The sequence below is a fragment of the Mesorhizobium sp. M4B.F.Ca.ET.089.01.1.1 genome (assembly GCF_004022605.1).
In the GTDB taxonomy this organism is placed as follows: Bacteria; Pseudomonadota; Alphaproteobacteria; order Rhizobiales; family Rhizobiaceae; genus Mesorhizobium; species Mesorhizobium abyssinicae.
The window spans coordinates 1-17,904 of the sequence record NZ_RZOS01000082.1 but is presented as its reverse complement, the minus strand read 5'-3'; the positions used below and the strand labels follow the sequence as shown (position 1 = coordinate 17,904).

18 protein-coding genes are annotated in these 17,904 nt (G+C 64.9%); 5 read left to right on the top strand and 13 right to left on the bottom strand.

The features are described from left to right. Together EN780_RS11060 and EN780_RS11055 are read left to right on the top strand one after the other, a co-directional pair. Nucleotides 1-399 (top strand): nucleotidyltransferase domain-containing protein (locus tag EN780_RS11060; protein ID WP_189556481.1); only part of this gene is annotated, 399 nt, incomplete at its 5' end. Beyond that, nucleotides 396-1,031 (top strand): DUF480 domain-containing protein, encoded by a 636-nt coding sequence (locus EN780_RS11055; protein ID WP_127393053.1) that lies wholly within the window; start codon nt 396-398, stop codon nt 1,029-1,031. The genes EN780_RS11060 and EN780_RS11055, both read left to right, overlap by 4 nt. A 217-nt stretch (nt 1,032-1,248) precedes the next feature. Here the strand turns inward: EN780_RS11055 and EN780_RS11045 are convergent, their stop codons facing one another. Both EN780_RS11045 and EN780_RS38790 read right to left on the bottom strand, forming a co-directional pair. Beyond that, nucleotides 1,249-1,674 (bottom strand): OsmC family protein, encoded by a 426-nt coding sequence (locus EN780_RS11045; protein WP_127393051.1) that lies wholly within the window; start codon nt 1,672-1,674, stop codon nt 1,249-1,251. A gap of 120 nt (nt 1,675-1,794) precedes the next feature. After that, complete coding sequence (locus EN780_RS38790) at nt 1,795-2,034, bottom strand: hypothetical protein (protein ID WP_189556479.1); 240 nt, start codon at nt 2,032-2,034, stop codon at nt 1,795-1,797. A 73-nt stretch (nt 2,035-2,107) separates the two neighbouring features. Here EN780_RS38790 and EN780_RS11035 point away from each other — a divergent pair, with 73 nt between their 5' ends. Beyond that, nucleotides 2,108-2,464, top strand: coding sequence for a YciI family protein (locus EN780_RS11035; protein WP_127393050.1), 357 nt, complete (start codon nt 2,108-2,110; stop codon nt 2,462-2,464). Nucleotides 2,465-2,479: 15 nt separating this feature from the next. On the opposite strand, the gene EN780_RS11030 is transcribed toward EN780_RS11035, so the two are convergent. The 9 genes from EN780_RS11030 to EN780_RS10990 all read right to left on the bottom strand — a co-directional run bounded on the left by EN780_RS11030 (nt 2,480) and on the right by EN780_RS10990 (nt 13,772). Then, entirely contained in the window at nt 2,480-4,087 is a 1,608-nt protein-coding gene (locus EN780_RS11030) for a GMC family oxidoreductase N-terminal domain-containing protein (protein WP_127393049.1), read from the bottom strand. Next, a complete protein-coding gene (locus tag EN780_RS11025) occupies nt 4,084-5,607 on the bottom strand; it encodes an FGGY-family carbohydrate kinase (RefSeq protein ID WP_128273682.1) in 1,524 nt (507 codons plus the stop codon). Before EN780_RS11025 ends, EN780_RS11030 begins: the two co-directional genes overlap by 4 nt. Further along, nucleotides 5,600-6,442: a class I fructose-bisphosphate aldolase gene (locus EN780_RS11020; protein WP_128273680.1), complete on the bottom strand. Its 843-nt coding sequence runs from the start codon at nt 6,440-6,442 to the stop codon at nt 5,600-5,602. The genes EN780_RS11025 and EN780_RS11020 overlap by 8 nt, the downstream gene beginning before the upstream one ends. Next, nucleotides 6,354-8,162, bottom strand: a complete 1,809-nt coding sequence (locus tag EN780_RS11015) for a glycerol-3-phosphate dehydrogenase/oxidase (protein WP_128273678.1) — start codon at nt 8,160-8,162, stop codon at nt 6,354-6,356. Before EN780_RS11015 ends, EN780_RS11020 begins: the two co-directional genes overlap by 89 nt. 63 nt (nt 8,163-8,225) lie before the next feature. Then, nucleotides 8,226-9,221 carry an aldo/keto reductase gene (locus tag EN780_RS11010; protein ID WP_128273676.1) on the bottom strand — a complete coding sequence of 332 codons (996 nt, stop codon included), beginning with the start codon at nt 9,219-9,221 and terminating at the stop codon, nt 8,226-8,228. Then, entirely contained in the window at nt 9,211-10,191 is a 981-nt protein-coding gene (locus tag EN780_RS11005) for a sugar-binding transcriptional regulator (RefSeq protein ID WP_128273674.1), read from the bottom strand. The genes EN780_RS11010 and EN780_RS11005 overlap by 11 nt, the downstream gene beginning before the upstream one ends. 1 nt (nt 10,192) lies before the next feature. After that, nucleotides 10,193-11,152, bottom strand: coding sequence for an ABC transporter permease (locus EN780_RS11000; RefSeq protein ID WP_245499927.1), 960 nt, complete (start codon nt 11,150-11,152; stop codon nt 10,193-10,195). Nucleotides 11,153-11,196: 44 nt separating this feature from the next. Further along, nucleotides 11,197-12,723, bottom strand: a complete 1,527-nt coding sequence (locus EN780_RS10995) for a sugar ABC transporter ATP-binding protein (RefSeq protein ID WP_128273672.1) — start codon at nt 12,721-12,723, stop codon at nt 11,197-11,199. A 68-nt stretch (nt 12,724-12,791) separates the two neighbouring features. Beyond that, nucleotides 12,792-13,772: a substrate-binding domain-containing protein gene (locus EN780_RS10990; protein WP_245499926.1), complete on the bottom strand. Its 981-nt coding sequence runs from the start codon at nt 13,770-13,772 to the stop codon at nt 12,792-12,794. 395 nt (nt 13,773-14,167) lie between these two features. Between EN780_RS10990 and EN780_RS10985 the strand changes: the two genes are divergently transcribed. Continuing rightward, nucleotides 14,168-14,698, top strand: coding sequence for a hypothetical protein (locus tag EN780_RS10985; protein ID WP_127310225.1), 531 nt, complete (start codon nt 14,168-14,170; stop codon nt 14,696-14,698). 27 nt (nt 14,699-14,725) lie between these two features. Here the strand turns inward: EN780_RS10985 and EN780_RS10980 are convergent, their stop codons facing one another. Together EN780_RS10980 and EN780_RS10975 are read right to left on the bottom strand one after the other, a co-directional pair. Further along, nucleotides 14,726-15,598, bottom strand: a complete 873-nt coding sequence (locus EN780_RS10980) for an MBL fold metallo-hydrolase (RefSeq protein ID WP_127392934.1) — start codon at nt 15,596-15,598, stop codon at nt 14,726-14,728. A gap of 187 nt (nt 15,599-15,785) precedes the next feature. Continuing rightward, nucleotides 15,786-17,048 (bottom strand): ubiquinone biosynthesis hydroxylase, encoded by a 1,263-nt coding sequence (locus tag EN780_RS10975; protein WP_127283488.1) that lies wholly within the window; start codon nt 17,046-17,048, stop codon nt 15,786-15,788. A 98-nt stretch (nt 17,049-17,146) separates the two neighbouring features. Between EN780_RS10975 and EN780_RS10970 the strand changes: the two genes are divergently transcribed. Then, nucleotides 17,147-17,904: acyl-CoA thioesterase II (locus EN780_RS10970; protein ID WP_133372598.1), on the top strand; the 758-nt coding region annotated here is incomplete at its 3' end.

Sequence of the window (17,904 nt, the reverse complement as noted above, 5' to 3'; positions counted from 1 at the left end):
GCGCAGATCCTCCCCGACCCGATCGACGACTGGATCGGCAGCATCGCCGGCGAGGTGAAGCTCAAGAAGCTGTTCTATTTCATCCGTCCGATCGTCGCGCTCGACTGGATGGAACAGCGCAACTTTGCCAGCCTGCCGCCGATGAGCATGCTCGATTGCCTGGCCGAGACGGTGATCCCGACACGAGCAGGCGAGGAGATCGTCCGGCTGATCGACAGGAAACGTGAGACACGCGAGCTGGGGACCGGCCCTATCCCGGTCGAGATCGCGCGCTATCTGGAAGCGCGCTATGGTCATCACGAAATGAACTTGGCCGGTTTGGTCCGGGATGAGGCTCGGCAGGCCTACAACCGCGCCCTGGCAGCGGCTTTTTATCGTCGGGAGGCAGAACGGCAATGAGCGAAGACCTTCCCATCCTCTCTCCCGCCGAAGCGCGCGTGCTCGGCTGCCTGATCGAGAAGAAGGAGTTGACGCCGGATGTCTATCCGCTGACGCTCAATGCCGCGCTTGCCGCCGCCAACCAGAAGACGGCGCGCGAGCCGGTGATGGCGCTGGAACAGACCGAGGTGCACCGGGCCCTGAAGCTGCTTGAGCAGAAGGGGCTGGTACGGCAGATGTTCGGTTCGCGCGTGGAGCGCTATGAGCATCAGATGGCGCAGCGATTCTCGCTGACCACGCCGCAGACCGCCTTGGTCGGGCTGCTCCTGTTGCGCGGGCCGCAGACTGCATATGAGCTGTTGGCGCGAAGCGAGCGCATGGCGCGGTTTTCGTCGATCGAGGATTTGCGCGGTGAACTCGACATGCTGATCGGCCGGCGGCCGCCGCTCGTTCAGGAGATACCGCGCGGGCCAGGCCAGCGCGAGGACCGCTATGTGCATCTGCTCGCAGGGCCGGTGGACGTGGCGGCGGTCGCGGCGGCGCCGTGGCAGCCGGCTGCGTCAGCGTCGGATGCCGATCTAGAGGCCAGGGTGCGGGCGCTAGAAGAAGAGGTCGCGGCTTTGCGGGCGAAGATCGAGGCGCTGGGCGGGTAGCCAATCAGATACCTTGTCGCGAGGCCCCCCTCTCTGTCCTGCCGGACATCTCCCCCTCAAGGGGGGAGATTGGCAGCTCCAGCGACGACACTCCCCTTACAACGTCGGCGATTGGCGAAACCCTGCGCGACATCTGATCTCCCCCCTTGAGGGGGGAGATGCCCGGCCGGGCAGAGAGGGGGGCGAAGGATCGCTGCCCCTCAAACGAAAACCCCAATCACCCCAGCTTCGCGTCGAGCGAAACCTTGATGGCGCCGAGCGCTTTCGAGACCGGGCATTCGGCCTTGGCCTTCTCGGCCAGCTCCTTGAACTTTGCCGCGTCGATGCCCGGCACCTTGCCGACGACGGTGAGAGCGCTGCCGGTGATGCCGGTGCCGGGCACCAGCGTCACCACCGCCTTGGCGTCGAGTTCGGTGGCGGGCGTGCCGTTCTCGGCGAGGAAGTGCGAGAACTGCATGGCGTAGCAGCCGGCATGCGCGGCGGCGATGAGCTCCTCCGGGTTGGTGCCGGATTTGCCGCTCTCGTCCTCGAAGCGCGCCTTGAACGAATAGGGCGTACCTTTAAGCGCCCCGCTCTGGCTGTCGAGCGTGCCCTTGCCTTCCTTCAGATTGCCTTTCCAGACGGCGTTCGCGGTGCGGTCCATGAAATCCTCCTTGATCGTCGGGGTTGCGCCGGCGGAGCGCCGGGGTTCTCCCGAACTATAGCGCGGGCACGCGCGAAGGCCACCGCGCTCTTGGAGCGCCGGCGTCCAAAAAATCCTCTTTTAAAAAAAGCGCGCGCAAAAATGTCGACTTCCATCGGGCTCGACCGTCCTGCGGGCGGCCACGGATTTCGCGGCCGGATGGAGGCTCACATGGACAATCTGTTTTTCGCGCTGTGGAAATGCCCTGGGCGCAAGGCCGGGCGACAGGAAGACTATTGGCTCGATCCGCCGCCCTCCGGCTTCGGCCGGCTGCTGGCGGCGGTCGCCATCATCGGCATCGCGGCATGCCTTCTCGATCATGCGGCGGCGTTCGGAGCGCGGCTGACACCATCATCACCGCATCCTATGGTCCATCACAACACGGGAGATCGGAATGAGATATGTCTGCCTGGTCTATGGCGAGGAACAGAGCCTGTATGCGCTGACCCCAGAAGGATCGGCCAAGCTAGACGCCGATTCGCTGGCCTATGACAGATCGTTGGATCAACAAGGCAAGCTGATCATCGCGCAGGCGCTGCAATCGGTGAAGACGTCGAAGAGCGTGCGGCGGCGCCACGGGAAAAGACTGGTCACCGACGGCCCGTTCGCCGAGACCAAGGAGCAGTTGCTCGGCTTCGTCATGATCGAGGCCGAGACCCTCGACGAGGCGCTGGAGATCGCCGGCGACATTCCGCTGGCCGAACTCGGCACCATCGAGGTCAGGGCGATCTACGACATACCGGGCTCATAGCCGGTCGCCGCTGGTTCATGCAGGTCGGCGGATCATGTCCGCCGCCTTCTCGGCGATCATCACCACGGGCGAGGCGGTGTTGCCGGAGACGATGCGCGGCATGATCGAGGCGTCGATGACGCGCAGACCCTCGACACCGGTCACGCACAGGTCGGGACTGACGACGGCGCGGTCGTCGACGCCCATTCGGCAGGTGCCGACCGGATGAAAGATCGTCGTCGCGATCGAGCCGATCTCGTGCAGCAGGTCGTCGTCGGACTGGTGGGCGAGACCGGGCAGGATTTCCTCCGGATGGAAGTCGGCAAGCGCCTTTGCGGTCATGATCTTGCGCGCCTGGCGCACCGAGCGCAGCGCGATCTCGCGGTCGCGCACCGTGGAGAGGTAGTTCAGCCGGATTTCCGGCTGCACGGCCAATTCAGGTGTCGTGGCATGTACGGAGCCGATGCTGTCGGGCCGCAAATTGCAGACCGACATGGTGATCGCCGGGAACGGGTGCAGCGGGTCGCCCAGCCGGTCCGTCGACAAGGGCTGGACGTGGTATTCCAGGTCCGGCGTCGCCATCGACGGATCGGATTTGCTGAACATGCCGAACTGGCTTGGCGCCATCGACATCGGCCCCGACCGGGCAAAGGCATATTGCAGCGCGATCCGCGCCTTGCCGGTCAGGCTGTTGGCAAGGGTGTTGAGCGTCAGCGCCGACGACACTTTGTAGACGGTGCGGATCTGCAGGTGGTCCTGCAGGTTCTCACCGACATCGGGGCTGGCGTGAACCAGATCGATGTCGAGCGAGGCGAGGCGATCCGGCTGGCCGACACCGGAAAGCTCCAGCAGTTTCGGCGTGTTGATCGCGCCGGCCGTCAGCAACACCTCTCGTCCGGCGCTGGCCTGGCGTGCCTCGCCGCCTGCGAGGTAGCTGACCCCGGTAGCCCGCTTGCCCTCGAACAGCACCTTCTCGACATGCGCCTTGGCGACCAGCCGCAGGTTGGGCCGCCGCAGCGCCGGGCGCAGGAATGCCTTGGCGGTGTTCCAGCGCACGCCCCTGCTCTGGTTCACCTCGAAGAAGCCGGAACCCTCATTGTCGCCGTCGTTGAAATCCTCGCGCGGCATGATGCCGAATTCCTTCGCCGCTTCCTGCACCGTGTTCAGGATCGGCCAAGACAGGCGTTGCCGCGCCACTTTCCATTCGCCGCCGGAACCATGCAGCCTGGTCTTGCCGCCATGATGGTCTTCGGATTTGAGGAAATAGGGCAGTACGTCGTCCCAGCCCCAGCCGACATTGCCCATCTGCCGCCAGCCATCATAGTCCGCAGCCTGGCCACGCATGTAGATCATGCCATTGACCGATGTGCAGCCGCCCAGCACCTTGCCCCTGGGATAGACCAGCGAGCGGCCGTTCAGGCCTGCCTCCGGCGCCGTCTTCATCATCCAGTCGGTGCGCGGATTGCCGATGCAATAGAGATAACCGACAGGAATGTGCACCCAGTGGTAATTGTCGCTGCCGCCGGCCTCGAGCAGCAGCACGCGCGTCGCCGGATCTTCGCTCAGGCGGTTGGCCAGCACGCAGCCGGCGGTACCCGCGCCGACGATGATGTAGTCGTAGTCGCCGTCCAGCCTTGGGGTCATTCTGCTGCTCTGCCTGGTCCTGCGGCCTGTTCGGTCCAGAACGATCGCAGCGTATCGGCGAGGCCGCAATAGGCGCGATAACGCCTGGCATAGTGACGCTGCATGGCCGGATCCGGACGGTAGGCAGCGCGCGGACGGGTCATGGCGTCGACGCCGGATTCATAGTCGGCGAACAGTCCGACCGCCACGCCGGCGCCAATCGCCGCGCCAAGCGCGCCGGTCTCGCGGGCTTCAGGAACGGTGATCGGCACGCCGAGCCCGTCGGCGAAGATTTGCGGCCAGTGCTCGCTGCGTGAGCCGCCGCCGGACAGCACCGCCTTGTCGAAGCCGACGCCGGCGTCTTTCAACACATCGATGTGGCGCCGGTGCTCGAACATCACGCCTTCGAACAGCGCGCGCAGCAGATGGCCTTCGCTGTGCCAGCCGGCCAGCCCGTAGAAGCCGGCGCGGAACTCGGCGCCCTGGCCCGAGCCGTAGAGGAACGGGTGGAAAATCGGGTCGTCCCAGGCCGGCGTGACTTCGCCGACAGCTGCGTTGCAATGGCCGAACGGATCGCCGTGGTGGCTGCCGCGCTCGACGAATTCACGCACGTACCATTCAAGATTGGCGGCCGATGTCGCGCTGGATTCGATGTTGACGAAGCGTCCGGGGCCGAACCGCGCCACCATGAAAACATCGGGATCGACAACCGGCGCGGTGGAGAAAACCTGGTTGACCGACCAGGTGCCGGCGATGATCGAGGCTTCGCCGGGGCGCACGACGCCGGCCCCCATGGCGCTGGCGACGACATCGAAATAGCCGGCGATGACCGGCGTGCCTTCTGCCAGCCCGGTCTCTTCGGCCGCGCTGGCGGTGACCGTGCCGGCAATGTCGGCGCTGTCGAGCAGCCGCGGCAGTTTTGCCTGCGCGTCCTCGATGCCGTAGAGCGCCAGAAGCTCGGCATCATAGACGCCTTCGGGCATGCGGACGAGGCCGCAGCCGGACATGTCGGAGACATCGCTCACCTGCTCTCCGGTGAGGCAGAGGGCGATGAAATCCTTGCACAGCATCGCCGTGCCGGTCGCGGCATAAAGGTCGGGGTCATGCTGCTTGACCCAGGCCAGCAAGGTTGGCGTCTGCGCCGGCCAGGGCTTTTGCAGGCAGATCGCGTGCAGTGCGCCGGCGTTGCGCGAAGCCAGCTCCGCCGCCATGCCGGCGGCGCGGGTGTCGAGCGACTGGATGCCGATCAGCGGGGCGCCGGCGCGGTCGATCAGATAGAGGCCGTTGCCATGGCCGGCGCAGCCGACAGCGGCGATCTGGCGCGCGTCGATACCAGCCTGCGCAATGCAGCGGCGGATGGCGTCGCGCGCAGCGGCCCACATATCGCCGAGGTCGCGTTCGACATAGCCGGGCTGCGGCGTGTGCGAGCGCCCGGCGACGGTGTGCATGGCGACCTGCCGCCCGGCGAGGTCGAACAGCACTGCCTTGATGATGGTGTTGCCGGCGTCGAGACCGAGCAGATATGCGGCCTGATCAGCCATTGTTGTAGATATCCCAGGCCTCTTCGCCGTCGGCGTCCTTGTGGATCATCGCCATCAGCGCGTTGACCACCGCCTTCGGGTTGGCATGCTGATAGATGTTGCGGCCATAGACCAGCCCCTTGGCGCCTTGTCTGAGCAGGGCCGACGATTTTGACAGCACCGTCCTGAGGTCGTCCTTGCCGCCGCCGCGCACCAGTACCGGCACGCGCGCCGCCTCGACGACGCGGTGGAAATCCTCAGGCCGGTCGGTCGGATCGGCCTTGATGATGTCGGCGCCCATTTCGGCGGCGAGCCGCACCAGGGTGACGATCTTCTCGGCGTCGCCGTCGACCTGATAGCCGCCGCGCACATCGTTGGGCAGCATCACCAGCGGCTCGATCATCAAGGGCATGCCGTATCTGTGGCAGGCGGCGCGGACCTTGCTGATGTTTTCGACGCATTGGCGAAACAGCTCCGGCTCGTCAGGCAGCATGAACAGGTTGACGACGACGCAGGCCGCATCCATCTCCAGCGCGCCGATGATCGGCTCGTCATGGTTCTGCAGCATCGACCACATCACGCGGTGGCGCTGGACATTGTAGGGATTGCCCATGTCGATGCGCATGACCAGCGCCGGCTTGTCCTTGTCCGGCCGCGATTGCAGCAGATCGGCCTGCCCGTAGGCGAGCTGAAGCGCGTCCGGCCGTGCCGCGATCAGCGTGTCGATGACGCGCGGCATGTCCTCCAGGCCGACGAGAAAACCCGGTTCATTGCAGACGCCGTGATCGAGCGCCACGTCGAGGCAATTGCCGTTGGTGAACATCCGGTTCATGCGGGCCTTGGCGCTGACCTTCATCTTCTGCTCCTGAAATCGTGCGTTGGTCGAGCATCTCCTGCGAGACGCCGTGATAGGTGTCCAGTTCGGCAACCAGGCTTTGCACCTCGCCGTCGCGGTGCCGATCGCTCCAGCCGCGCTCGGCGGCCACTGCCTCGGCGATGCGTTCGATGGTCGCCATCGAGATGTCACCGCGAATGGCAAGCGATGTGCGGCGCAGGACAAGATCGGACAGGCAGGTCACGAACTCATGCCGGGTCAGGTAGACGATTTCGGCTGCCGTCGTTTCGGTCCTGCCGTCCAGCCTGATATCGTCGGGACGGCCGACGCAAAACAGGGCGATGTCGCGCGCGCCGCTGCCGTAGCGGTCGACGAGATAGGCGGCGCGGTCGCCGCTGAGCGCGAACTCGGCAGCCAGATCGGCCGCCAGCGCCGCCGGATCCCCGGGGAAGCCGAGGCCGCCGCCGATCGGCATGGTCAGCGTGCCGCAAAGGCGTTCGCGCCCAAGCTCGGCCAGCACTGCGTCGGCCGCCTGTTCGGCGAAGGCGCGGAATGTCGTCCATTTGCCGCCGATCATGCAGAACTGCGGGATGTCGCCGGCAATGCGATGCACGGAGTGGCCGCGCGAAATCCTGCCGGTGAAGGCATGGTCGCTCTTCGGCAGCGGCCGGATGCCGCTATAGGTGAACACGACGTCGGAGGCATGAACCGGAATAGCCGGAAAGACCAGCCGCGCCGCCGCCAGTATGTAATCGGCTTCCGCCGGTTCGCAGCGCACGCGGCTGGCCTCACTGACGCGAATATCGGTCGAGCCGACCAGCACCTTGCCGAGATAGGGGAACATGATGCAGATCCGGCCGTCGGCGTTCTCGAAGAAAATCATGTGGCCGCCAAGGGCCAGGTAAAGCGGCTCGTTGTCGAGGATGAGGTGCGAGCCCTTGGTGCCCTCGACCAGCGGTGCCAAAGGCTTTTCGGATGCGTCGAGCCGGGCGATCGCCGAATCGAGCCATGCGCCCGTCGCGTTGACGATTGCCTTGGCGCTGACGGGGAAGCGCTCGTCGGTCGTCATGTCGGTAAGTTCGAAGGCCGAACCGGCGCGCGTGATCTGGGCGCGGTTGAGCGCGAGGCTGTCGGGCGCCAGGCGTCCGGCATCGAGCAGCAGTTCGATGCCAAGCCGTTCCGGATAGCTGATCCAGGCGTCGTAGTAGGTGGCGGAAAAGCACAGTTTCGGGTCGAGCGCCGGCCATTGCGCGAATGTCGTCCTGGCGCCGCGGAACTTGTGGCGCGGCAGCACCCGGCGCTTGCGCGTCGTCCAGTCGTAGAGCGCGAGCCCCGCCTTGATCGCCAGCGCGCCGCGGCTGGAAGGCGCCTCCGAAAGCCCGAGAAAACCGGCCGCGCCGTTCATCAGACCGGAGAAGACGGTGCGGATCGGAATCGTCGTCGGCAATGGCCGCACCATGTGCGGCGCGTTGGCCAGCAGCGCATCGCGCTCGCGCAACGATTCCTGCACCAGGCCGAACTCGCCATTCTCGAGATAGCGCAGACCGCCGTGGATCATGCGCGAAGGGGCCGCGCTGCAGCCCGAGCAGAAATCGCTGCGCTCGACCAGCAGCACCTTGAGGCCCTGCAGCGCCAGTTCGCGGAAAACGCCGATGCCGTTGATGCCGCCGCCCACGACGACGACATCGAACGCGCCATTGTGGCGGATCTTGTCGAGGATGAGGCTTCTCTGGTCAGGCATGGCTTCGCCGTTCGGCCGTCCGGCGGACGGCAGCTCGATTTGTTTCGGATTCACAGGTGACGGTCAGGCGTCGAGATTTGTCAGATGGCGGCTGGCGGCCTCGCTGATCTGGCTGATCTCCTGTCCGGACAATCTGATGCGGCCGGCCTGCGCGTTCTCCCTGGCCTGCTGCGGGCTGCGGGCGCCGCAAAGCGAGAAGGTGATGCCCGGCTGCTGCAGCGTCCAGGCGATGACGATCTGCGCCTCGCTCGCGCCGTGTGCCTCGGCAATCGGCCGTATCTCTTCCATCAGCGTCGCGACCTTGCGGCGGTTGGCCTGCGAGAACCACGGATTGTCCCTGCGCTGGTCATCGCCGGTAAAGACGCGGTCCGGACCGATCCTGCCCGACAACAGGCCGAGCGCCAGCGAGGAGTAGCTGAGCACGGACACATTGTTGTCCGCGCAGAAAGGCAACAGGTCGCGCTCCATGTCGCGCACCACCATGCTGTATTGCTGCTGGACCGCGTCGAGTTGGCCGGCCGCGAGATAGGCTTCGACATCCGCAACGCCGACATTGCTGGCGCCGATGGAGCGGATCTTGCCTTGGGTCTTAAGGCGATCGAGCGCTTCCATGGTCTCGGCGACCGGCGTCGTCGAATCCTGCCAGTGGGTAATATAGTGGTCGATGTGGTCGGTGCCGAGACGGCGCAGGCTCTGCTCCACTTCGTAGACCACGGAGTCGGCGCCGAGATAGCGATGCACCGGCGCGCCGTCATAGTCGAAGAAGTGATTGCCCTTTTTTGCGTGCCAGATCAGTCCGAGCTTGGTGGCCAGCACGACCTCGCAGCGGCGTCCCTTGATCGCCTTGCCGACGATTTCCTCCGACAGGCCCTGGCCGTAGGCCGGCGCGGTGTCGATCAGCGAAACGCCTTCGTCGATCGAGGCGCGGATGGTGTCGATGGCCTGCGCCTCGTCGGTGCCGCCCCACATCCAGCCGCCGATGGCCCAGGTGCCGAGACCGATCGCGGAGGCGGAGATTCCCGACGCGCCAATGGTGCGCGTCAACATTTCAGGCGACATTGCGTAGGCTCCCCGCATTGTTCAGGACTGCGTTGGCCGTTTCTTCGTCGACGACCAGAGACTTGAGATAATTGCCGCGCAGCGCGGCGCGGATCGGCCCGACCTTTTCGGCGCCGCTCGCGACGCCCATCACCGTCCGGCAGCGACCGAGTTCCGAAGGCGCCAGCGCCACCAGGCGGTCGTTGGGCGGATAATCCGCCAGCGTGCCGTCATCGCGGATCAGATGCGCAAGGAACTCGCCGACCGCGCCGCTGGCGACCAGCTTCTCGCGGTCGGGGTCGAGGCCTGGGCGAAGGTCGTAGTAGCTCGATCCAGGCGTCTGGATCGAGCCGATGCCGACCAGCGCGATCGCGGCCTTGCGCGCCAGGTCGAAGATCTCGCGCACCGACGCCATCTCCAGAAGCAGGTCGCGCTGCTCCCGGCTCTCGGCGAACAGCGGCGCATGCAGGAGCATGCTGGAACCGCCGAGCCGCTCGGCGAGGCGCGTCGCCAGATGGTTGACGTCGGTATAGTGCTTGCCCTGGACGCCGCCGGTCAGCGGCACGACGGTGACGTCGAAGGCGCGCTCCGGCTGCAGGTTCTCGGCGAGGGCGCTGATCGCCTTGCCGCCGGTAATGGCGATGACGTCGCCGTCGCGCAAGGTCTCGAGCAACTGGTTGGCCGCCGCGCGCCCCACCTGCTGCAGCGTGCTTTCGGGACTGCCGGCCACGGTCGGCGTCACGATCGCTCCTGCCAGGCGGGCAATTTCGATCAGCTGCTTTTCGATATCGACCAGGGCCTGGAACGGGCTCTCGACGGCGATCCTCAGCATGCCGAGCTTGCGCCCCTGGGCGATCAGCCGATTGACCTTGGACGCCGACAGGTTGAGCGCCGCGGCGATGTCGTTCTGCTTCATGCCGTCGACGAAATGCAGCACCAGCACAGTGTGGATCTGCCGGATCGTCTCGAAATCTTCCCTGCTGTCCGCCATCTCAGCCCCGCCGCTTGTTGAAGTAATAATCGGCGGTGACCGCCGTCAGCAGAATGGACCCGCGGATGATGTCCTGCCAATAGACGGACACGTCGAGCAGGGCGAGCGAGCTTGAAACGACGGACAAAAGGACGGTGCCGAGGATGGCGCCGAGAATGGTGCCGATGCCGCCGGTCAGGCTGGCGCCGCCGATCACCGCGGCGGCGATGACGTTCAGCTCCATGCCGGCGCCGAATGTCGGCTGGGCCGAGCCGAAGCGGGCCATGTAGATGACGCCGGCAAAGCCGCACAATGTCGAGCACAGCGTCGTGGTCAGGAACACGACTTTCCTGGTGCGGATGCCGGAGTAGGCCGCCGCCTTCTCGTTGCTGCCGGTGTAGAAGACTTTGCGGAACATCGTCGTGCGGCGCAGCATGAAGTCGGACAGGATGACAAAGACGATGAAGATGATGATGACGACCGGAATGCCGCCGACCGCGCCCTGGCCGATGAACTTGAACTCAGGCGGAAGAGTGTAGAGCCCGAGCGGGCGGCCGCCGGTGCCGAGCAGGCAGAGCCCGCGTGCAATCACCATCACTGCCAGCGAGACGATGAAATGGTGCAGCCCCACTCTGGTGACGAAGAATCCCATGAAGGCGCCGATGGCAGCGCACGCCGCTATCGCGACCAGCGACGCCAGCCAGGGGTCCATCCCGTTGAGGAAAAGCAGGCCGGCGACCACCATGGCGAGCGCGGTGACCGAACCGACCGACAGGTCGATGCCGCCGGAAATCAGCAGGATCGTCATGCCGACCACGACGATGCCTTCCACGGCGAAGGCCATCGCCATCGCCCGCATATTGTCCCAGGTCAGGAAATAGGGCGATGCGAACGACATGACGGCAAACAGCACGGCGATGATGAGGATCAGGCCGGTCTCACGGATCCTGATCAGGCCGCCGAACCTTGCGCCGAGCCCCATCCGGGCAGCTTGCGTCGTGCTATCCATACTGTCCCCCACGATGCTCATGCCGCGCTCCGTTGCCGGCCTTCATCGGCAAGCGATGCCAGGACCATGATGTTTTCTTCCGTCATCTCAGCGCCCGCGACTTCGCCGGTGATGCGTCCCTCGCGCACGATCAGCACCCGGTCGCAGATACCGATCAGTTCCGGCAGCTCGGAGGAGATGACCACGATGCCGACCCCATCGCGCGCCAGCCCGCGCAGGATGCGATGAATTTCGGCCTTGGCGCCGACGTCGACGCCGCGCGTCGGTTCGTCGAGGAAGATCACCTTCGGGTCGACCGACAGCATCTTGGCGATCGCCACCTTCTGCTGGTTGCCGCCCGACAGCGTCGAAACCGGCTGACCGACATGGCCGCATTTCAGCGATAGCTGCTTGCCGATCGTTTCCGCTCGCTGCTTCTCGCGCCGCTCGTTGATGAGGCCGGAGCGCGTGGCGATCCTGTCGACCGCGAGCGCGGAGATGTTGGCGGCGATCGACATGTCGAGGAATAGCCCGTCACCCTTGCGGTCCTCTGACAGGTAGACGATGCCCGCGGCGATGCTGTCGCCGTAATGGGTCAGCGACAGGCGCTTGCCGCGCAGGATGACATCGCCGGTCACCTCGCCTTCGAGCCGGCAGATGCCCTTGACGATCTCGCTGCGGCCGGCGCCGATCAGGCCGCCAATGCCCAGGATCTCGCCCTTGCGCAATTGAAAGCTGATATCGCGGAAGGCAGTCGCCTCGCAGAGACCGGCAATCTCGAGCAGTATGTCTTCGGACCTTTCGTCGTCGCGCAGCTTCTCGGGGTAGAGGCTGTCGATGACGCGGCCGACCATGGAGGCGACTACTTGTTCGGGAGTCGTCTCTGCAATCTCGAGCGTGGTGATGTAGCGGCCGTCGCGCAGCACCGTGACGCGGTCGCAATTGTCGAAGATCTCGGCCATGCGGTGCGAGATGTAGATGATGCCGATGCCTTCGCCGGCAAGCTGGTGAATGATCTCGAACAGCTTTTGCGCCTCGCGCTCGGTCAGCGCCGCCGTCGGTTCGTCGAAGATGAGGATGCGGCAATCGAGCGTCAGCGCCTTGGCGATCTCGACCAGTTGCTGCTGGGAAATGGACAGGTTGCGTACCGTCGCGGCCGGATCGATGTTGCCAAGCCGCGCCAGGATCGCCGTCGCGCGCTTCTCGAGGTCGCGGTAGTTCATCAGCAGCGCCTTGCTGGCGTTGGTGAGCGACATGAAGATGTTCTCGGCCACCGAGATATCGGGGCACAGCGCGATCTCCTGGTGCACAAAGCCGATGCCAAGCTTCTGCGCCGCCAGCGGCGAAGGGATGGAGACAGAGCGGCCATCGACCTGGATGTCGCCGCTGTCCGGCGCCAAGATGCCGTCGATCACCTTCATCAGCGTCGACTTGCCGGCGCCGTTCTCGCCGGCAATGGCGTGGATTTCACCGGCGCGCAGCTCGAATCCGACATCGCGCAAGGCACGGACAGGGCCGAACGATTTGCTGAGGCCGGATATTTTGAGGAGGACCGGGGTTTCCACTGAGGTTCTCGCCTGCTGAGGATGGTTGAGGCAACCGCGCCGGACGGCGCGGCTGCCCGCGGGACGGATCAGCTTGGATCGCGGCCTTGCATGTATTTGTTCAGGTCGAACGAGTCGGCGTTCTCCTTGGTGATGACGGCGAAGCCGTTATCGGCGAAGGGGATGCTCATCGGGTTGTAGCCCGACGCCTTGTAGTCGTTGAACGGGTCGATCAGCTCCGGATGCGCCGCCATGAAGGTGGCGACGAAGCCGAGATAGCCCTGCATGCCCTGGTTGGGGCTCAGCGCCATGTGGATGTTGCCGGCCTTGATCTGCTCCAGCGTCGCCGGGGTGATGTCGGCATGCATGATCAGCACCTTGGCCTTGGCCTCGAGGACGGCGGCGACTGCGCCCTCGGCCGAGCCGGCTTCGGGAATCCACAGCGCCTTCAGGTTCGGATTGGCCTGCAGCATCGAGGCCACCGCCTTGTTGGCGACATTGGCGTCCTGGTTGGAGGCCTGGCGGCCGACCAGCTTCATCTTCGGATAGTTCTTGGCGAGATAGTCGATGAAGGCGGTGACGCGCAGGTCGTGGTTGCTCTGGCCGGGGTTCTCCAGCACGCCATATTCGGCGTCGTCGCCGACCTGCTTGACGATCTCCTCGGCGGCGAATTTGGCTTCCGCCAGATTGTCCGAGGTGATGTAGGACACGCGCTTGGATTTCGGCGAGTCGGCGGCGAAGGTGACGACGGTGGTGCCGTTCTCGACGGCGCGGTTGATCGGCTCGATGAACGGATCGGCCTGCATCGGGTGCAGCAGCACGCCGGCCGGCTTCTTGATCAGACCCTGTTCGAAAGAGGCGATCTGCTTGGCGATGTCGTAGTCAGGCGTGCCCGAAAACACGGTCTTGCAGCCCATCGCCTGGGCGGCCTGCTTGAAGCCCTGATAGACCGGCACCCAATAGGGATGCGCGGAGACCATGACGTTCATCACATAGGTCTCGTCCGGCTTGCACTGAAACTTGCTCTCTGCCGACGCCGCGCCTGGCATCGCCAAGGTCAGCGTCATCATGGCGGCGCTCAATGCACCCGCCAGCCCAATCCTGTTCATTCTCTCCTCCGGGTTCCCCGACGATGAAAGCCTCGTCGTATCAGCTTTGCAAGAAATTTCAGTATATGAAATCTCTGGCAATATTGAATATGCCGGGATTTGTTGCGTGTCAATGATATTGCACGAAATATCACCATGTGAAATTTCTTGCAGCACGCGTCGACCAAACTGCGGCGTCGTTGGCAAGAGGCTGCATCGTTTGCCTTGCGGGTGAGCGACCGAAAGCCAGGACATTCGATCGGTGTGCGGATGCTTGCAGGGAACACCTCTCCCTCTGCACCGGTCGCAATTCTTGCGTGTTGAAGCAACGGCGCAGTTCTCTTATTGTCGCCGGAGTTTTCCGGGGGGATTTCGACATGCCTTTCCTGCTTGCTATCCTTGGCGTGTTGGGAGCGGCCGCGTTCTGGTGGTACCGGATGAAGGCCATGAACGAGGCCGCGCGCGAGGTCGCCGACGTCGTCGGCCGCGTTCAGGGCAACATCCGCCGCAAGAAGCTGCGCAAGCAGGCGGCGCTGTCGCCGCTGACGGCGATCGACAATCCGGTGGTGGCGGCGGCGACGCTGATCACCGCCATCGTGTCGGAACAGGGCCCCATCCTGCCGCAGCGCGAAGCCGTCATCCGCGAAGTGATTTCGGGGATTTCGGATGGCCAGAAGAAGACCGACGAGGCCGTCGTCTACGCCAAGTGGGCAGCGGCGCAGATTGATGACACCACGATCGTCATCGACAAGCTGGCGCCGTTCCTGCGCGAGCGCCTCGACCCGCACGAGCGGGAAGATCTGCTGCAGATGCTCAATCGTGTCGCAAAGGGCGGCGAGCAGAGCCTGAAGATACCGGACCAGCGAATTTTGCGGCTGCGGCAGAAGCTCGGCTTCGAGGTCAATTGACGCCAGCTGGCCGGCCGTTCCTTGTCGTCACCGCGGCAAATGCTCCTCGAACCAGAACGATGAGTGGCGTCGCGAGATGGTTCCCACCGACGGCAAGGGAAAATGCGATGTCATGACGATGCGTCCGCTTTCCGAGCAAGCCTCCAGGAATGCCCAGCGCGTCCGGCGCGCCTGGTCGGGGTCTGCGTCGTACCGAAAGTTCCAGTCGGGGTATATGCACTGCATCGGCCAGTGCATGAGATCGCCGGAGAACACCGCCCCTATGCCGAGAGATCTCAGTCCGATGGCAACGTGTCCCAGGGTGTGGCCGGGCGTCGGCTCCAGCCGCACTTCCTTGTCGAGTTCATGGTCCATGTCGACAAACACCGCCCGGCCAGCCTCGACGATTGGCAGCACATTGTCCTCATAGGTCCGTGTGGCATCGCCAGAGGCCGCCTGTGCGGCCTCGAACTCACGCCGCGCCATGATGTAGCGGGCGTTGGGGAATGTCGGTATCCAGCGACCGTCCACCAATCGAGTGTTCCAGCCGCAATGATCGACATGAAGATGGGTGCACAGCACAAAGTCGATCTGCTCGGGAGCGACACCTGCATTCGCCAACCGCTGCAAGAACGTGCCGTCATTGCGGCGGTGCCAATGCGGGAAATCCGCGATTGTCTTGTCGTTGCCAACGCAACCGTCGACCAGGATGGTGTGGCGCCCGGTACGAACCAGAAAACTCTGGATGGGAAGAATAATCCGCCCGGTTGCCGGCGATATCGATCGAGGCGTGAGCCAATGAAGATGCGGTTCGAGTGCTTCGTCGGTGCAGTCGGGGAACCATTCCGACGGCGTCCGCAGTGGGTCGCACATCTCCAGAATTCTGGTTACCCGGATATTTCCGATTCTCCAGTCGTCCAATGAAGCGCCCCTGCTTCGGTCGAGGATGGATCGACCAAGGATATCATATGTAGCCGGCCGGTGTCAGACGCGCGCTGGAAAGGAGCGCCGGCGATCGACGCCATTTGGCACCAGCAATGCATTCCGCCATGGTGTGCAGCCGCTTGGGCAGGGCATGGGCCAAGACAAAGACACAGCGCGGTTCGCTTCAGATCGCCTCGCCCTTCAACAGCCTCGGCGTGTCGCCGGACAGGCCCGAGGCCTGGCGGATGAAGAAGTCCTTCAGCTTCGGCATGCGCTCGACGAGGCCGAGGCCGATGTCGCGTGCCGCACGCAGCGGGCCGACGTCGTTGGAGAACAGCCGGTTCAGCACGTCGGTGGTGACGCCCATCTGGACGGTGTCGAAGCGGCGCCATTGCTGGTAGCGCTCGAGCACGTCGAGCGCGCCGATATCCTGGCCGAGCCGGTCGGCCTCGACCACCACCTCGGCCAGTGCCGCCACATCCTTGAAGCCGAGGTTGAGGCCCTGGCCGGCAATCGGATGGATGCCGTGGGCGGCGTCGCCGGCAAGCGCGATGCGGGATGCGACGAAGGCGCGGGCAAGGGTCAGCCCGAGCGGCCAGGCGCGCGGCTTGTCGGCGACGTGGATCTCGCCGAGCTTGAGGCTGAAACGCAGCTCCAGCTCGTGCTCGAAAACGAGGTCGTCGCCCTCGACCAGCTTTTGCGCATCCTCCGAGCGTTCGACCCAGACGATCGAGGAGCGGTTGCGGCCGTCCTTGTCGGGCTTCAGCGGCAGCGTGGCGAAGGGGCCGGCGGGCAGGAAATGCTCTTCGGCGCGGCCATTGTGCGGCCGCTCATGCGCCACCGTGCAGACGATGCCGGATTGGCCATATTCCCACTTCACCGTCTTGATGCCGGCCATCTCGCGCAGCTTCGAGTTGACGCCGTCGGCGGCGACCAGCAGCCGCGCCTTCAGCGTCGCCCCGTCTGCCAGATGCACGGTGATGCCGGCGCCGTCGGTCTCGAAGGCGCTGACGGCGAGGCCCTCGATGATGTCGATGCCGAGTTTTTCGGCGCGCCGGCGCAACGCGCCGTTCAGGTCCCGGTTGGCGACCATATGGGCAAAGGGCTCGCCAGGCGCCACTTCGCCGTCGAAGGTCAGGAATACCGGCCGCACCGGATCGGCGGCGCGCGAATCGGTGATGATCATCTCGGTGATCGCCTGCGCCTGCGGCGCGATCTCGCTCCAGACGCCGAGCTGCTCCAGCATGCGGCAGGCAGCGGCGGCAATCGCCGAGGCGCGGCCATCCTTTTGCCAGACGCCGGCGGGCGCGGCATCGACGACGGCGACGGCGAGGCTTGGACGCGCCTGTTTCAGCGAAACCGCGCTGGCCAGGCCGACATAGCCGGCGCCGGCGACCAGCACGTCGAGCGAGGCCCTCGATCCCGCATCTGCCTTACGGTCAACCATTGGCAAGTTCCTTTCGCGGCTCTGGAGCGCCTGGCCTTGACTGCCCGCCCTTCCTGTCCGAAACCGCCATAACATCTTTTGCGGCTGGAGCGCGAAACATGACGGCGGCCATGGACGAGCTTCTCGACATTCTCGACCTCGAGCAGCTCGAACACAATCTGTACCGTGGTCGCAGCCCCAAGCTCGACTGGCAGCGCGTCTTCGGCGGCCAGACCATCGCGCAGGCGCTGGTCGCCGCCCAGCGCACGGTCGAGCCCGAGCGCCACGTGCACTCGCTGCATGGCTATTTCATGCGGCCGGGCGACACCAAGGTGCCGATCATCTACGAGGTCGACCGCATCCGCGACGGCGGCTCCTTCACCACCCGCCGCGTCGTGGCGATCCAGCACGGCCAGGCGATCTTCTCGCTGGAGGCCTCCTTCCAGCAGGACGAGATCGGCCTCGAGCACCAGGTGCCGATGCCGCAGGACGTGCCGGCGCCTGACAATCTGCTGAGCCAGCGCGAACTGCTCGGCAAGTTCGGCGAGGCGGTCCCCGACGGCATCAAGCGCTACTGGGAGCGCGACCGGCCGATCGAGATGAAGCCGGTGATGCTGAAGCACTATACCAGCCGGGAAAAGCTGGAGCCGAAGCAGAACATCTGGATCCGCACCACCGGCCCGGTGCCGGCCGATCGCGCAAGCCAGGCCGCGGTGCTCGCCTATCTTTCCGACATGACGCTGCTCGACACCTCGACTTTCGCGCATGGCCGCGCCATTTTCGACCGCGACATCCAGGCGGCGAGCCTCGACCACGCCATGTGGTTCCATCGCAGCCACGCGCTCGACGACTGGATCCTCTACACGCAGGACAGCCC

Excerpts from the sequence above, each read along its gene's own strand:
- EN780_RS11035 (WP_127393050.1), top strand. The coding sequence starts at position 2,108 with ATGAGATATGTCTGCCTGGTCTATGGCGAGGAACAGAGCCTGTATGCG.
- EN780_RS11025 (WP_128273682.1), bottom strand. The coding sequence starts at position 5,607 with ATGGCTGATCAGGCCGCATATCTGCTCGGTCTCGACGCCGGCAACACC.
- EN780_RS11000 (WP_245499927.1), bottom strand. The coding sequence starts at position 11,152 with ATGGGGCTCGGCGCAAGGTTCGGCGGCCTGATCAGGATCCGTGAGACC.
- EN780_RS11020 (WP_128273680.1), bottom strand. The coding sequence starts at position 6,442 with ATGAAGGTCAGCGCCAAGGCCCGCATGAACCGGATGTTCACCAACGGC.
- EN780_RS11055 (WP_127393053.1), top strand. The coding sequence starts at position 396 with ATGAGCGAAGACCTTCCCATCCTCTCTCCCGCCGAAGCGCGCGTGCTC.
- EN780_RS10985 (WP_127310225.1), top strand. The coding sequence starts at position 14,168 with ATGCCTTTCCTGCTTGCTATCCTTGGCGTGTTGGGAGCGGCCGCGTTC.
- EN780_RS38790 (WP_189556479.1), bottom strand. The coding sequence starts at position 2,034 with ATGATCGAGAAGGCATGCCGCGATGCCGATGATGGCGACCGCCGCCAG.
- EN780_RS11010 (WP_128273676.1), bottom strand. The coding sequence starts at position 9,221 with ATGTCGCCTGAAATGTTGACGCGCACCATTGGCGCGTCGGGAATCTCC.
- EN780_RS11015 (WP_128273678.1), bottom strand. The coding sequence starts at position 8,162 with ATGCCTGACCAGAGAAGCCTCATCCTCGACAAGATCCGCCACAATGGC.
- EN780_RS11030 (WP_127393049.1), bottom strand. The coding sequence starts at position 4,087 with ATGACCCCAAGGCTGGACGGCGACTACGACTACATCATCGTCGGCGCG.
- EN780_RS11045 (WP_127393051.1), bottom strand. The coding sequence starts at position 1,674 with ATGGACCGCACCGCGAACGCCGTCTGGAAAGGCAATCTGAAGGAAGGC.
- EN780_RS11005 (WP_128273674.1), bottom strand. The coding sequence starts at position 10,191 with ATGGCGGACAGCAGGGAAGATTTCGAGACGATCCGGCAGATCCACACT.
- EN780_RS10975 (WP_127283488.1), bottom strand. The coding sequence starts at position 17,048 with ATGGTTGACCGTAAGGCAGATGCGGGATCGAGGGCCTCGCTCGACGTG.
- EN780_RS10990 (WP_245499926.1), bottom strand. The coding sequence starts at position 13,772 with ATGATGACGCTGACCTTGGCGATGCCAGGCGCGGCGTCGGCAGAGAGC.